Genomic DNA, 14484 nt, shown 5'->3' with positions numbered 1-14484 from the left:
GGCTGCGTGCGCGATTCGAACAGCCCGAGCAGCACTTCGGCCGAATGCGCTACGCGCGCGCCGGCGCCAAAGCGCGCGATCTGGCTGCGGCAGCTATAGCCCGGTACGACCGGAGGCGTTCGATCGTCGGCCAACCAGCGGCCGGCCGTGCGCGCCGCGCCTCGCTTCAGACGCCCCGCCGTTCGGCGGGATACCAACTGATCTTGAGCGCGAACGTATCGCGATCATGGCATCGGTCCTCGACCGTGAAGCCGCGCTTACGGAAATGCTTGACGATGCGTCCGATATCCTCGACGCCGATATGGCCCCGATCGAGAAACGCGGTGGTATGGCCGCGATTCTCCAGCGAGGCCTCGCGGATCGCATCGTTGAGCGCCGCAACGGCATCGGTGGCGTCGTTGCTTGTGGTCTTCATGTTCTGGCGGGCCTGTTCGGCGCTGATCGCATCCTGAACGTGCATGAACGACCTCCTTGTATCCTCCTGGCACGGCTTGTCAGCCGTCATGATTCGAATCTAGGGAGCGAATCAAGGCGAAACAATTAGCCAAAATGATGATGCTGGTTCACCAATACCCCGCGGCTTGCCGCGGGCACCTTGGCAATGGGGTTTCCAAAGGGGAGAGGCGTCAGCTCTTCCCTGTGGCCGACCGCGCGGTTTCATACCGCGCGGTCGAAAGATATTTGATTTGCCGCGCGGGCCGTGCCGGTCGTAGATTTAAAGGCCCATTGTCAGCCCATTGTCAGCGATAGGCATCATGGATATTCCCGTACTCGAGGCGGCCGGAAGCGCCGCCGATATCGGCCGTGCGCACGGCGCGACCCACGCCGAACAGATCCGGCGTTTCGCCGCCGAGCGCGTCGAACGCGCCGGCCAGGCGCTGTGGGTGGGCGCGGACCGGCCGCGCGCCGATGTGCTGGCGCTGGCCGAGGACTGTCTGGCGGCGCATCAAGCGTACTCGCCGCGGCTGACCGAGGAGTTGCGCGCAATGGCGGACGCGGCCGGTTTGTCGGCAGCGGAAATGCTGGTGGTCAGCGGTTTCACCGATTTTGTCGACACCGCGTTTGCGGCCTTCGGCGGCGAGGGCGCCGCGCCGGGTACCGTCGACAACTGCACCGCCATGATTGTGCCCGGCGCGCGCAGCGCCACCGGCCAGCCCTTGTTCGCCCAGACCTGGGACATGCACGAGACGGCCGCCGAACATGTCTTCGTGCTGCGCGGCGCGCCTTTGGACGCGCCGGCCTTCACCGTGTTCACCAGCAGCGGTTGTCTGGGCATGATCGGTATGAACGAGGCCGGCGTCACCATCGGCATCAACAATCTCACCGGTAACGACGGCCGCATCGGCGTGACCTGGAACTTCGTGGTGCGCGAAGTGCTGGCGCAGGTCAACTTCGAGGCCGCCGCGGCCCGGTTGGCGGATGCCGATCTGGCCGGGGCTCACAATTATCTGCTGGTCGGGCCGGACGGCCCGGGCTCCAACCAGGGCTTCAACGTCGAGGCGATGGCGACCTGGCGCGAGGTCACGCCGCTGACCGACGAGGTGATCGTGCATACCAATCATTGTCTGAGCGAGGCCACCCGCTCGACCGAGCGGCCGCGCCCGCCCGAGGCGCAGGCCCACAGCGAGCAACGGCTAGCCCGCGCCCGGGAACTGCTGGCCGGCCCCGACATGATCGACGTGGCGCGGCTGGCCGCGGTCACGCGCGACACGCGGGCCATTTGTTACCCGCCGACGCCGGTCACGAAGATGGCCACCTGCGGCGCGGTGATCGCCGATCCGGCGGCGCGTCGCCTGTGGGCCCTACGTGGTCTGCCGAGCGAACAGGAATATGTGGCGTTCGAGGTGGGCGGGGCCGCCGCGGACGCCTGACGCATTCGCCCCAGTATCCAGGGCCAGTAACCAGGACATAGGATCATGAGCAGCGAACAGACGCATCCTAGCGACCCGGTATGGGCGAAGCTTGATGAGTTGCTCCCGGAGTTGGAGCAGCTATACACCGATATCCACGCGCACCCCGAGCTGTCGATGCAGGAAACCCGGACCGCGGATGCGGTGGCCGGGCAACTGCGGACCGCCGGTTATGAGGTGACGACCGGCGTCGGCAAGACCGGTGTGGTGGGGATACTGCGCAACGGCGAGGGCCCGACGGTCATGCTGCGCGCCGATATGGATGCGCTGCCGATTAAAGAAGCCACCGGCGCGGCCTATGCCAGCACGGTCGAAGCCACTGATGCCGAAGGGCAAACCGTGCCCGTCATGCACGCCTGCGGGCATGACATGCACGTGACCTGGCTGATCGGCGCGATCCGGCTGTTCGCCCAAGCGAAAAGCGCGTGGCGGGGCACGGTGATGGCGGTCTTTCAGCCGGGCGAAGAGATCGCGGAAGGCGCCCAGGCCATGATCGACGACGGCCTGTTCGACCGCTTTCCCAAGCCCGACGTGATTCTGGGCCAGCATGTGATGCCCGGGCCGGCCGGCGTTATCGGCGGGCGCACCGGGGTAATTACGTCCGCCGCCGATAGTCTGCAGATTCGCCTGTTCGGCAGCGGCGCGCACGGCTCGATGCCGCAGGCCAGCATCGACCCGGTGGTCATGGCCGCGGCAACGGTCATGCGGTTGCAGACCATCGTCTCCCGCGAGGTAGCTGCCGCCGAGTCCGCCGTGGTCACCGTCGGCGCGCTGCAGGCGGGCTCGGCGGCGAACGTCATTCCCGACGAGGCGGTCATCAAGCTCAACGTCCGCACCTTCGATGAAAATACGCGCCAACGCGTGCTCGGCGCCATCGAGCGCATCGTTAATGCCGAGGCAAAGGCCTCGGGCGCGCCTAAAAAGCCGGAAATCACGCCGTTGGATCGCTACGATCTGGTCGTCAACGACGCAGAAGCCAGCCAACAGGTCGTCACCGCGTTTCGACGCTATTTCGCTGGCGATCGTATTCAGGAGACCGGGCCGGCGCCGGCCAGCGAGGACTTCGGGTCGTTCGGAGCGCAGTGGCACGCGCCGTCGGTATTCTGGTTCGTCGGCGGGATCGACCCGGAGGCCTACGCCAAGGCCAAAAAAGAGGGCCGCAGCAACGAAATTCCTACCAACCACAGCCCGCATTTTCTACCGGTCATCCACCCGACGCTGGAAGCCGGAGTCGAGGCCATGGTGATTGCCGCCCGCGCTTGGCTAACAGCGTAATCGTCGCGCATCTGAGCGGAAGCATCTGGATTGCACATACTATTAGCCGCGCTGGACTTGCTGGGCACGTTCGTGTTCGCGCTTAGCGGGGCGATGGTGGCGGTTAGATACCGGCTCGATGTTTTTGGTGTGCTTGTGTTGGCTTTCGCCACCGGTAACGCCGGCGGGATTACCCGCGATCTGCTGATCGGCGCCACCCCGCCCGCGGCGATCGCGGACTGGGAATATCTGGGCGTTTCGGTGCTGGCCGGCGTGCTGACTTTTTTCTGGTACCCGATCACGCATCGGCTGCGCCGCCACGTGCTCGTGCTGGACGCGGTGGGGCTGGCCGTCTTTGCCGTCTCCGGCGCGCAAAAAGCACTCGTGTTCGGGCTCAACCCGATCATGGCGACGCTGCTCGGCATGTTGACGGGTATCGGCGGCGGCATGCTGCGCGATGTGCTCGTCGTCCAGATACCCACCGTGCTGCGCGCCGAGCTGTATGCGGTGGCGGGGCTGGCTGGCGCGGGCGTGGTCGTCGTCGGTCATCTGCTGCATGTGCCGCCGACGGCCGCCATGGTTGCCGGCGGCGTCCTCTGCTTTGCCCTGCGCTTCATGGCCATACGCCACGACTGGCATCTGCCCGCGGCTCGGCTGCAGCGCCGGCGCGGCGTCTCGGATAAGCGGCGCGATAAGGATAGACACAAATAGGAAGCCTGGCTCCGCTCGTTTCCGGACGAGCCAAGACATAACCGCCTTGTCGCTCAGTCGGATCATTTTTGGCCCTATTCTTTGTTTTGTACCTGTTATAAATTGGTACTTAAAAAAATAGGGATTGTTCAATGCTTACCTCCAAACGACGGAGCATCCCCATTTCAGAGAATGGCCGAATGAATTTGCCTGCGGATATGCGTCGCGCTTTGGGTCTATCGGGGGCCGGTCATCTCTTGGTGAGTCTGGTCGATGATGAAATTCGCATCACGACTACAGCCCGGGCTCTCAAGCATGTGCGTGAGCTGGCCTCGCCTTACAAGCCATCGGGCAGTCTCGCCTCCGAGCGGCTGATCGAGGGCCGCCAACGGGAAGCGGAGCGCGAGGACGATGAGTTCGATCGATCCGGTCATGGCTAACGTCGTTCTCGATGCCTCCGCGATTATCGCGCTGATCTTTGACGAGCCTGGCGGCGATCGCGTCGAGGCCCATCTGCCGGCGGCGCTTGTATCGACGGTTAATATCGCGGAAGTGGCTACCTGCCTGCTTGCATTGGATATGCCGGCCGAAACCGTCGACACCGTGATCGACACGCTGCAATTATCGATCCAGGCATTCGACTACGATCAGGCTCTGGCGACCGCGCGGCTGCGATCGGTGACGCGATCGGCTGGCCTTTCACTCGGCGACCGGGCGTGCCTGGCGCTGGCCAAGGCGCGGCACGCGCGGGCCTTGACGGCCGATCGAGCCTGGCAGGAAATCGCCGGCGACGCCGCGGTCGACGTCGAGCTCTTGCGCTAAGCAGGTTTCAATTATAGTTACGGGCTTGCAATCGCCGCCCGACGATGCCATGCAAGACTCAGAATAGACCTATCGTCCGGAGGACACGATGGCTAGCGGCTGGGCGCGTGAAGGCGCGGTACAGGAACAGATCGACGATACGGTCAACGACGCCGTGGCGCGGGCGCGCCGTGAATTGGCGCCCGGCGGCGTCGGCCTCACGCATTGCGAAGAATGCGGCGAGCCGATACCCGAGCGTCGCCGCGAGCTGATTCCCGGCGTGCGGCTGTGCGTGGCGTGTCAGGCCGAGGCCGACGAGGCCGAGCGGGCCGCGGCCGGCTTCAACCGGCGCGCCAGCAAGGACAGTCAACTGCGCTGATCGGCTTCGAACGCGGCGCGCAGGCACTCGGCTAGCGTGCGCGCCGCGCCGATAACCCGTGCCGACGGCTGGCCGCGGCCATGGTCGACGGCCGATAGCTCATGTTCCGCCGTACGTCGGCGCAGGGTGAGTTCGTTCCGCGATTCTGCTAGAGTTCGGCGCCCGCGCGCATTCAGCGCGCAGCGAATCCCCGATTTGGACCTACGCCGCGTCGAGTGCGGCGGGCCACGCGAACGATGAAAACGCGTGGCCCGCCGCACCCGGCGCGGCTGTGTGTGTTTGGAAAGAAAAGATAATGCTGCAACTGATCCGAGACCATTGGTTCTCTAACGTGCGCGCCGACCTTTTGTCCGGCACCGTGGTCGCACTGGCGCTGATTCCCGAAGCGTTGGCGTTTTCCATCATCGCGGGTGTCGATCCCAAGGTCGGTTTGTATGCCTCGTTCTGCATCTGTGCGGTCAACGCCTTCGTCGGTGGCCGGCCGGCCATGATCTCGGCGGCGACCGGCTCGATGGCGCTGGTCATGGTCACGCTGGTCGCGCAACACGGCGTGGAATATCTGTTCGCCACCACCGTCCTGACCGGCATCTTTCAGTTCATCGCGGGTTCGCTGCGGTTGGCCAATTACATGCGCTTTGTCTCGCGCTCGGTGGTGACCGGCTTCGTGAACGCGCTCGCCATTTTGATCTTCTGGGCCCAGATGCCGGAGCTGACGAACGTGTCGTGGGTCGTCTATGCCATGGCGGCGGGTTCGTTGGCGATCATCTATCTGTTTCCTTATCTGCCGGTTGTCGGGCGCATCGTGCCGTCGCCGCTGCTGGCTATCGTGGTGATGACCGGGGTTTATATGTCCGGCCATTACGATATTCATACCGTGGGCGACATGGGCCAGCTTCCCCACAGCCTGCCGAGCCTGCTCTGGCCGGACGTCCCGCTGAACTGGGATACGTTGTCCATCATCGCACCTTATGCGCTGACCCTGACCGTGGTCGGGTTGATGGAATCGATGATGACCGCGACCATCGTCGACGACCTCACCGACAGCGGGTCCAACAAGAATCGGGAATGCCGCGGCCAGGGTATTTCGAACATCTGCACCGGATTCATCGGCGGCATGGCCGGTTGCGGCATGATCGGCCAGACCGTGATTAATGTGAAATCCGGTGGCCGTACCCGGCTTTCCACGCTCACCGCCGGTATCGTGCTGCTGATCATGGTGGTGTTTCTGTCCGACTGGGTCGGCCAGATTCCGATGGCCGCGTTGGCCGCGGTGATGATCATGGTGTCGATCGGCACTTTCTCCTGGGAATCGATCCGCGACATGCCCAAGCATCCGCTGTCGACCAACCTCGTGATGGTCACCGTGGTGGCGGTGGTGGTCGCCACCAATAATCTGGCGATCGGGGTCTTCGTGGGCGTGCTGCTCTCGGCGCTGTTTTTCGCCAACAAGGTCGGCCGGCTGCTGCATATCACCAGTCGTCTGGCCGACAACGGCGAGCGCCGGGTTTACGAGATCACCGGTCAGGTCTTTTTCACCTCGGCCAGCGCGTTCCGTCATTCTTTCGACTTCGACGAAGCCTTACCGAGCGTGACCATCGATGTGCATCGTGCGCATTTCTGGGACATCTCGGCCGTCGAGGCGCTGGACCGGGTCGTGCTGCGCTTGCGGCGCGAGGGCGCAACGGTCGATATCGTGGGCATGAACCGGGCGAGCACGACACTGGTCGACAAGGTCGCGGTGCACGACAAGCCCGATGCCGAAAAGCTGCTCGAGCAGCATTAGATGGTATCTATCCGAAGGAGGAGAATGAAACATGTCCGATGAACGATCGGTCGTGGCTTGCATTGATGGCTCGGCTTATGCGGCCGCGGCCTGCGACGCCGCGATTTGGGCTGCATCGAAGCTCGATTCGCCACTGACATTCGTCAATGTCATCAGCCGCCGCAAGCATGCCGCGGCGACCGATTATTCCGGCCAGATCGGCCTGGGAACGCGAGAGCACCTACTGACCGAGTTGGCCGAGCTGGACGGCCGGCGCGCGCGCCTGGCGCGCGAGCGGGGCCGCGATTTCCTCGATTCGGCAGCTCGTCGTGCGATCGATGCCGGCCGGCCCGAGCCCGTGTCTTGCCAGCGCAACGGCGAGCTTGTGGACGCGCTGCATCATATGGGTGACGGCATCCGGCTGCTCGCGCTCGGCAAGCGCGGCGAATCCGCCGGCGGCGACGATCATCTCGGCTCGAATTTGGAGCGGGTGATCCGCGGCGTGGCCTGCCCGATCCTCTTGACCAATCAGAGCTTTGCGCCGCCCGAGCGGGTGCTGATCGCCTTCGACGGCAGCCAAACCGGGAAACGCGTGATCGAGCGGGCGGTCGCGACACCGCTATTGACCGAAGTCGAAGTGCATCTGGTTTATGTCGGCCAGCCCAACGACAAGCGTCGTCGCCAGATCGACGCGGCGGCCGAGACGCTGCGGGCGGCCGGAGCGCGGCTGACCCCGGCTATTGTCGATGGCGACGTTGAGCCGGCCCTCCATGCTTATCAGCGCGAGCACGATCTGGATTTGATGGTCATGGGCGCCTACGGCCACACGCGTATCCGCGAATTGCTGTTGGGCAGCACCACGACGGACATGGTGCGGCGCGCCGATGTGCCGTTGTTGATCGTACGGTAAGGGCAACAGATCCTAAGACACAGGGTAAACCCCGACCGGAGTTTACCCGATGCACGGGGAGCGGTTCTGCGCCTTAAAGTGGGTTGAGCATGCGGGCTCAGATCGCCCGTGTTCAGCGAGCGGGCGCAAGTGGTTGCGCCCGGGGCCAACCGACGAGGATCTGGATGACGAGTGCAACAGCCACGCCGGCGGTGTTGAATTCGAGGCATCGGCGGACCGGCGCCGGTTTCACGGCGCGCCTGTTCCTGGCACTGCCGTTTGCGCTGGCCAGTCTTCCGGCCTGGGCGGGCCCGCTGTTCTGGATACTCAATCCGGCCGGTCCCGTGGCTAGATATTCGAGACGCGCTACATGAGTTCGCTAAATTTAGTGCCATCGTATTGCGGCGGCGTCTGCTGTTTGCTGATTCATGCCCATGGATCGCCGGTAGGGCGATTACGGCAGGTTTCTGACACGTTATCGTTGTGCGCGGAAATTCTATGAATACACGGCTATTGCTCAATCCTGAAAGATCTCAACGGAAAAGCTGTTATCGCTACGCAGGCGCCGTCATCTTCGTAATTTCAATTCTGACCAGCGGCGCGGCCTGGGCCGACGACAGTTCGTCCTGGTTAGTGCTCGCGCCCCAAGGCCCGGTGGCCGATGCCGAAAACACGATCATGATTATCGATGTGGCGATCATGCTGGGTATCGTCGTGCCCACGATCACTATGGCGGTTCTCTTTGCCTGGCGTTACCGGGCGACCAACCCCCGCGGCAAATATTCCCCGCACTGGGCGAGATCTTGGATCATTGAAGTGGGCATGTGGGGGATACCCTTTATCACCGTCATCGGGCTGTCCTACCTTGCGGTCTGGGGCACGATGTATACCGACATCTATAGCCCGAATGTCCTCAAAAACAGCGATAAGCCGCTGGATATCAACGTAGTCTCCCTGGATTGGAAGTGGTTGTTCATCTATCCGGAGCAAAACATCGCCACTGTCGGCACCGTGCACATCCCGGTCAACCGCCGGGTGCGTTTCCGGCTGACCTCGGCGACGGTGAGCAATATATTTTTTATTCCACAACTGGCCGGCCAGATGATGGCCATGCCGGGTATGCGCACCCAAGCGGTGATGGCGGCGAGTCATCCGGGGACGTATCCCGGATTTTCGTCGAATTTTAGTGGCGCCGGCTTTTCCTGGATGCGTTTTTCCACTATCGCGGTTTCGGAAAAGGGCTTCGATCGCTGGATTCATAAAGTTCAGCAAAGCCCGCGCAAGCTGACTCACGAAACGTTCGAAAATCTGGCCCAACCCTCGATCAATACGGAAAATAAGGTCCGTTTCTACTCGTCCGTGACTCCGCATCTGTTTATGTACGTGATCAAACAGGTCAATGGGGGCAAGGTTTATCCCAGCGGCCTGTTTTCGGGCAAGGCAATGGCGGCCGATGGCTAAAGCCATGATGAGCGACGGCACTGCCAATCGCGCAGAGGCGGCAAGGCAAGGAGAATTGCCAGCATGATCGATCCAAAATTGGCTCAATTCACTGGCCCTTGGAATTTTTGGACTGGGCGCCTGTCGATGATCTGGGTGCCTTACGACAACATGTTCATCGTCGGCGCGTTCGTCCTTGCTTGCACGGTGGCTGCCGTCGTCGTTTTCGGCCTGACCTATTACCGCAAATGGGGCTATTTGTGGCGTGAGTGGTTGACTTCGCTCGACCATACGAAAATCGGCATCATGTATATCGTCATCGCCGTGGTAATGATGCTGCGGGCGTTTGTCGAAGCGATCATGATGCGCAGCCAGCAGTACATGGCCGCCGGCCCGGGCTCGGAAGGCTTTTTGGAGGCGGCGCACGGTTATCTGCCGCCCTACCATTTCGACCAGCTCTACACCACGCACGGCACGATCATGATTTTTTTGGGCATCACGCCCTTGATCACCGGGCTGATGAACATTCTCGTGCCGCTGCAAATCGGCGCGCGCGACATGGCCTATCCCTATCTCAATTTGATCGGGATGTATCTAACCGCCGTCGGCGCCGCTTTGATGATGTTGTCGCTTTTTTTGGGCGATTTTTCCAAGGCCGGCTGGATCGCCCTGACCCCGCTCTCCGAGCTGCCCTATAGTCCCGCCGTGGGCATGGATTATTGGATCTGGGTAATCCAGATCACGGGTATCGGCACCACATTAGCGGCCATCAACATCACGGCCACGATCGTGAAAATGCGAACCAAGGGCATGGCTTATCTGCGTATGCCGATGTTCACCTGGACCGCGTTTTCCACCGCTATTCTCATGCTGACGGCTTTTCCGGTGCTCACCGCCGCCGCCGGCCTGCTGTCTTTGGATCGCTACCTGGGCACCCATTTTTTTACTTCGGGCCACGGCGGCAACATGATGCTCTACAAGAATTTATTTTGGATCTGGGGCCATCCGGAGGTCTATATCATGATTATGCCCGGGTGGGGCGTCATGTCCGAGATCATTTCTAACTTTTCCCGTAAGCCATTATTCGGCTATACCACCATGGTGCTCGCCGTATTCACCATCGCTGGCATTTCCTGGACGGTCTGGCTGCATCATTTCTTCATCATGGGCCAGCCCCCGGGGGTCAACGCCTTTTTCGCCATTTCGTCCATGCTAGTCGGCATCCCGACGGGGGTGAAGGTCTTCAACTGGGTTTTCACCATGTACCGGGGGCGCCTGCACTTTTACACCCCGATGATGTGGGCTTTTTCTGCCGTGCTGTTGCTGCCGATCGGCGGCTTGACCGGCTTTATGTTCGCCATGGTGCCGGTGGATTTCGAGCTGCACAACAGCGTGTTTCTGGTCTCCCATTTTCATAATATGGTGCTTGTAATCGTCTTCGCCTTCATCGGCGGCTTCATCTACTACTTTCCCAAGGTTTTCGGCTTCACGCTCGATGAGCGCTACGGCAAGCTCATGTTCTGGTTCTGGACGATCGGTACCATCTTAGTGTTCGTGTCCATGTACTTGCTGGGTCTCATGGGCTTGACCCGGCGCATGGATTACATCCCGCGCGCGGCGCTGGCGCCGTTGCTCGCGGTGGAGGAAGCGGGCATGGCCTTTTACGGCGTCGCCGTTTTACTGCAGTTCCTGCAAGTTTACGTGAGCATCCGCGACCGGGTGAAATACCGCGCCGGTGCCGACCCTTGGGATGCCCGCACCCTGGAGTGGATGACCCATTCGCCGGTGCCGCACTATAACTTCGCCGTGCAGCCGGTGGTGCATGCCCGCGACGAATTGACCTGGCGTAAGGAGCACGGGCTGGCCGGCCAGCGCCCCCGTGAATACGTCGACATCCACATGCCGAAAAGTACCAGCGGACCTTTTTGGTTCGGCGTGTGTTCTTTTCTTTTTGGCGCCGCCGCAGTCTGGCGGATCTGGTGGCTCGCCGCGCTCATGGCGTTTTGCCTGATCATGATCGTTATCCTCAGGAGTTTCAAAGACGATATCGAATACACCATACCGGCCGCCGAGGTCGAGCGTATGGAAAACGAAATCATCGCCAACGAGCCCGCCTCCGAGCCTATGGAAGACCTGGACTTGCCGGGGCTCGCGAGCTTGCGCCGGCGGGAAAGCAGGACATGAGGCCCCGGCGTTTTGATAGGTCGAATGCTGCGGCGCTTTCGGATCGTCGCTGACCACGCACTTGGAGACACCTATGGCCGCCGGCGCCGACCCGACCCGCGACACCCCTGAACTGTACAGCGAAAGCCCGCCCGACACGCTGTCGATGCGGACGTTCGGGTTTTGGCTCTACATGTTGGGCGACTCCCTCATATTCACCGCGCTATTTGTCTCCTACGGCGTGCTCCAGAACAACTACGCGGGTGGGCCGACGGCGTCGGCCGTCTATACGCCGTTTCATTTCCTGTTCGAGAGCGTACTGATCTATTTCAGCGTCTTTTCGGTCGCGATGGGGATGCGTGGGCTAGCCCGCGGGAAGCGCTCGGCACTGATGCTGTGGTTCTGTCTGGCCCTGGCCGCCGGCGGCATATTCCTCGGCATCGAGATTTACGATTTTAATAGCCAGGTGGCCTTGGGCATCACCCCGTTGCGTAGCGCCTTTCTGTCGATTTACTTCACGGTGGTGGGCACCCACGGGCTGCATGTCGCGGTGGGCTTACTGTGGATTGTGGTCATGCTGTTTCAGGTAGGGCTCAAAGGTTTTTCCGCGGCCGTGATCCAGCGCTTGTTGTGCCTTGAGATATTCTGGCTTTACCAGGGCTTTATCTGGGCTTGTGTCTTCACTTTCGTTGAACTTTGGAGCGCCATTTAATGTTGGACGAAGATAAAGAAGCACTGGAGCACCCCGAAGTCCAGATCGGGCGCAAGGCAAGCAGTAAGATCATCGGTTACGTGATTTCACTACTTCTGACGGCGTTGGCGTTTTCCCTGGTCTATGCGCACGCGTTACCTGGGCCGGCACTGCAGGGTGTGATCGCGTTTCTCGCCGGAGCCGTCATCTGCGTCCAGCTCTATTTTTTCTCCAACGTGGATCTTCGCCATTCGCAGCGCTGGAATCTCATCACCACCATTTTAACGATTCCGCTATTTGCGCTGATGATTGGCTTGAGCATCTGGCTTTTCTACGAGCTTGCGCTTCGCGTGCAAATATCGGCCGGGCTGTTTTGACGTAAGCCGCGGTGGTCGCCGGCGTGGACGGTCGCCGGTTCGCCGGGTCAAACGAGTAAGCCCGCGACCGGCAGGTGTTGGCCGTCGCGGCTTGAACGCGCGCTCGGCTTGGCGCAGATTGGCCGGCTGATCCGAAAGCCGGCGCGACGGCCGCAACGCCATGCACGATCCTTTTACCCTGCGCTGGCTGGCCGGGCAGCTGTTCGGTTTGATCGCGCTGGTCCTCTGCGTATTGGGCTTCGCGAGCAAGCGCGACGACCGGCTGTTCGTGCTGTTGCTCGTGGCCAACGTCGCTTTCGCGCTGCAGTTCGCGATGTTCCGCAGTTGGGTCGCGGCGGCGATCGCGGCGCTGATCGTGCTGCGGATTCATCTCGTGCGTCGCTATAAGGGGCATGCGCTCATCATGGCGGCGATGCTGATTGCCACGTGCGTCGTCGCCGTCCCCGCCTGGACCGGGCCGCGCGACGTGTGGGCGCTGGCGGCCGGTGTGATCGGCACCTACGGCATGTTCATGCTGACCGGTGTCGGCATGCGCTGGCTGCTCGCCGTGGCCGCACTCTGCTGGGTCATCAGCAATCTGCTGGTCGGCTCGTTCGGCGGCACGCTCGCCGAATCGCTGATACTGGTGACGAATCTGGTCACTATCTTGCGTATTTATCGCGATCGATCGTCGGTCTGAGGCGAGGGGCGACGAAGAGCTTTTACGCGCGCTGCAGGCCGGCGAGTGCGCTCGCGAGCTTGTCCGGAATGGCGGTGGAGCGCCCGTTGGCGCGATCGACAAAAACATGCACGAATTCGCCGTCGGCGCTGGCCAGCGGGGTGCCGCTCTTGAACACCGCCAACCCGTAGGTGACCGAGCGTGTCCCGAGCCGGTCGACCCGTAAGCCGATATCCAGGGTTTCCGGAAACGCGATCGGTTCGCGGTAGCGACAGTTCGACGCCACCACGAACCCGGCCACCTGGTCATCGTGGATGTCGAGGCCGCCGACCTCGATCAGAAAGCGGTTCGCCGCGGTATCGAAATACGAGTAATAGGTGACGTTGTTCACGTGGCCGTAGACGTCGTTGTCCATCCAGCGCGTGGGTACTTCGCAGAACCAGGCGTAATCGTCGCGTGTCGGTTGCTCGGGCTGGCCGGTCATGGGGCGTTTCTCCTATGCACAAAAAAAGCCGGGCGCGCGGCCCGGCTCGATATTCTCGGATGCCGGTCGGCCCGGTCGTTACGAGCTCACGACCTTCCAGGTGCCGTTGGGCTGACGGCAGGCCGTGCCGGTGACCTTCTGCGGCTGGCCGTCGACGTTGGCGTCCATCGTGAAGTCGCGGCACGGCTGATCGCCCTGTCGATAGGTGCGCGTCGGCGTCACCGAATAGCTTTCGTTGCTGTCCGGGTCGCTCCAGCTCGACGTGCTGCCGGTCTCGTTGGATTCCAGCGCGGTGCCGAATTGCTGGCGATCGTTCTGGTCGAAGTGTTTACCGATCCGGTTGCCCAGCGCCGCCCCGGCGAGGGTGCCGACCACGGTGGCGATGGTGGTGCCGGTACCGCTGCCGATCTGGGAGCCGAGCGCGCCGCCGGCCACGCCGCCAAGCACCGTGCCGGTGTCGGAATTGGACCAGTTGGCACATCCGCCGATCATCGAGACGGCCAGAACAAGGGCGCTGAACAGGCTGAGGGTTTTGTACATGGGATTCTCCCGTCGCGGGTTTGCTCGGTAACAACTTCGCATGGCAGTTTAACGCAATCGCCGGGTGGTAGAAGAGGCGGGCGACCCTGAATCGTTCAGCGGCCGTTAGGCTGGGCACGTAAGTCGTTTTATACGACGGACGGCTTGCCCGTCGCGACGATATCTGGGGCGATCGCCTTACACTGGACGTTCACGTCGCGGCGCGCGGTGTGTATCGTGCTGTTCCCGTTCGGCGCCATCGGGCTGAATCTGTCGCACGGCGAGCGCGCCCGAGGCCGACTTACCGCTTCCATCGAGGCACATCGTTATGCGCGCATGGCTGATCAACGATAAGGACGATTCGCAGGAGTTGGTCCTGGAAGACATCAAGGCGCCCAAGCCCGGGCCGAATGAAATCGTCGTGGACGTCCGGGCGATCGGTATCAACCGCGCCGATATCCTGCAGC

At 62.0% G+C, this 14484-nt stretch carries 17 protein-coding genes; 14 read left to right on the top strand and 3 right to left on the bottom strand.

Annotated features, from left to right (window positions below; all coding sequences use genetic code 11):
- Positions 1–166: 166 nt before the first annotated feature.
- Positions 167–460: a hypothetical protein gene (locus VFJ08_RS01700; RefSeq protein WP_324994510.1), complete on the bottom strand. Its 294-nt coding sequence runs from the start codon at positions 458–460 to the stop codon at positions 167–169.
- A gap of 295 nt (positions 461–755) precedes the next feature.
- Here VFJ08_RS01700 and VFJ08_RS01695 point away from each other — a divergent pair, with 295 nt between their 5' ends.
- The 14 genes from VFJ08_RS01695 (at position 756) to VFJ08_RS01630 (ending at position 13035) form a co-directional block, all read left to right on the top strand.
- A complete protein-coding gene (locus VFJ08_RS01695; protein ID WP_324994508.1) occupies positions 756–1871 on the top strand; it encodes a C45 family peptidase in 1116 nt (371 codons plus the stop codon).
- Positions 1872–1916: 45 nt separating this feature from the next.
- Positions 1917–3185, top strand: coding sequence for a M20 family metallopeptidase (locus tag VFJ08_RS01690; protein WP_324994506.1), 1269 nt, complete (start codon positions 1917–1919; stop codon positions 3183–3185).
- Positions 3186–3215: 30 nt separating this feature from the next.
- Positions 3216–3875 carry a trimeric intracellular cation channel family protein gene (locus VFJ08_RS01685; RefSeq protein ID WP_324994505.1) on the top strand — a complete coding sequence of 220 codons (660 nt, stop codon included), beginning with the start codon at positions 3216–3218 and terminating at the stop codon, positions 3873–3875.
- A gap of 197 nt (positions 3876–4072) precedes the next feature.
- Positions 4073–4294 (top strand): hypothetical protein, encoded by a 222-nt coding sequence (locus VFJ08_RS01680; protein ID WP_324994503.1) that lies wholly within the window; start codon positions 4073–4075, stop codon positions 4292–4294.
- Entirely contained in the window at positions 4266–4676 is a 411-nt protein-coding gene (locus VFJ08_RS01675) for a type II toxin-antitoxin system VapC family toxin (RefSeq protein ID WP_324994501.1), read from the top strand. The genes VFJ08_RS01680 and VFJ08_RS01675 overlap by 29 nt, the downstream gene beginning before the upstream one ends.
- Positions 4677–4764: 88 nt before the next feature.
- Entirely contained in the window at positions 4765–5034 is a 270-nt protein-coding gene (locus VFJ08_RS01670; RefSeq protein WP_324994499.1) for a DksA/TraR family C4-type zinc finger protein, read from the top strand.
- A gap of 295 nt (positions 5035–5329) precedes the next feature.
- Complete coding sequence (locus tag VFJ08_RS01665) at positions 5330–6817, top strand: SulP family inorganic anion transporter (protein ID WP_324994497.1); 1488 nt, start codon at positions 5330–5332, stop codon at positions 6815–6817.
- Between the two features lie 31 nt (positions 6818–6848).
- On the top strand, positions 6849–7706 hold the full coding sequence (locus VFJ08_RS01660) for a universal stress protein (protein WP_324994495.1): 858 nt from the start codon (positions 6849–6851) through the stop codon (positions 7704–7706).
- Positions 7707–7870: 164 nt separating this feature from the next.
- On the top strand, positions 7871–8059 hold the full coding sequence (locus VFJ08_RS01655; protein WP_324994493.1) for a hypothetical protein: 189 nt from the start codon (positions 7871–7873) through the stop codon (positions 8057–8059).
- Positions 8060–8183: 124 nt separating this feature from the next.
- Positions 8184–9146, top strand: coding sequence for a COX aromatic rich motif-containing protein (locus VFJ08_RS01650; RefSeq protein WP_324994491.1), 963 nt, complete (start codon positions 8184–8186; stop codon positions 9144–9146).
- 63 nt (positions 9147–9209) lie between these two features.
- Positions 9210–11309, top strand: coding sequence for a cbb3-type cytochrome c oxidase subunit I (locus tag VFJ08_RS01645; protein ID WP_324994489.1), 2100 nt, complete (start codon positions 9210–9212; stop codon positions 11307–11309).
- 73 nt (positions 11310–11382) lie between these two features.
- Positions 11383–12000 (top strand): hypothetical protein, encoded by a 618-nt coding sequence (locus VFJ08_RS01640; protein ID WP_324994486.1) that lies wholly within the window; start codon positions 11383–11385, stop codon positions 11998–12000.
- The gene (locus VFJ08_RS01635; protein ID WP_324994484.1) at positions 12000–12356 is read left to right on the top strand and encodes a cytochrome C oxidase subunit IV family protein; all 357 of its coding nucleotides are present in this window, start codon (positions 12000–12002) and stop codon (positions 12354–12356) included. Before VFJ08_RS01640 ends, VFJ08_RS01635 begins: the two co-directional genes overlap by 1 nt.
- Positions 12357–12516: 160 nt before the next feature.
- Complete coding sequence (locus tag VFJ08_RS01630; RefSeq protein WP_324994482.1) at positions 12517–13035, top strand: YgjV family protein; 519 nt, start codon at positions 12517–12519, stop codon at positions 13033–13035.
- 22 nt (positions 13036–13057) lie between these two features.
- On the opposite strand, the gene VFJ08_RS01625 is transcribed toward VFJ08_RS01630, so the two are convergent.
- Positions 13058–13498, bottom strand: coding sequence for a thioesterase family protein (locus tag VFJ08_RS01625; RefSeq protein WP_324994479.1), 441 nt, complete (start codon positions 13496–13498; stop codon positions 13058–13060).
- Between the two features lie 78 nt (positions 13499–13576).
- Positions 13577–14038, bottom strand: coding sequence for an RT0821/Lpp0805 family surface protein (locus VFJ08_RS01620; protein ID WP_324994477.1), 462 nt, complete (start codon positions 14036–14038; stop codon positions 13577–13579).
- Between the last annotated feature and the right edge of the window lie 446 nt (positions 14039–14484).

Origin of the sequence: Salinisphaera sp., assembly GCF_035690525.1 — a bacterium.
Taxonomy (GTDB): Bacteria; Pseudomonadota; Gammaproteobacteria; order Nevskiales; family Salinisphaeraceae; genus Salinisphaera.
This window is presented reverse-complemented; position numbering and strand designations above follow the sequence as displayed.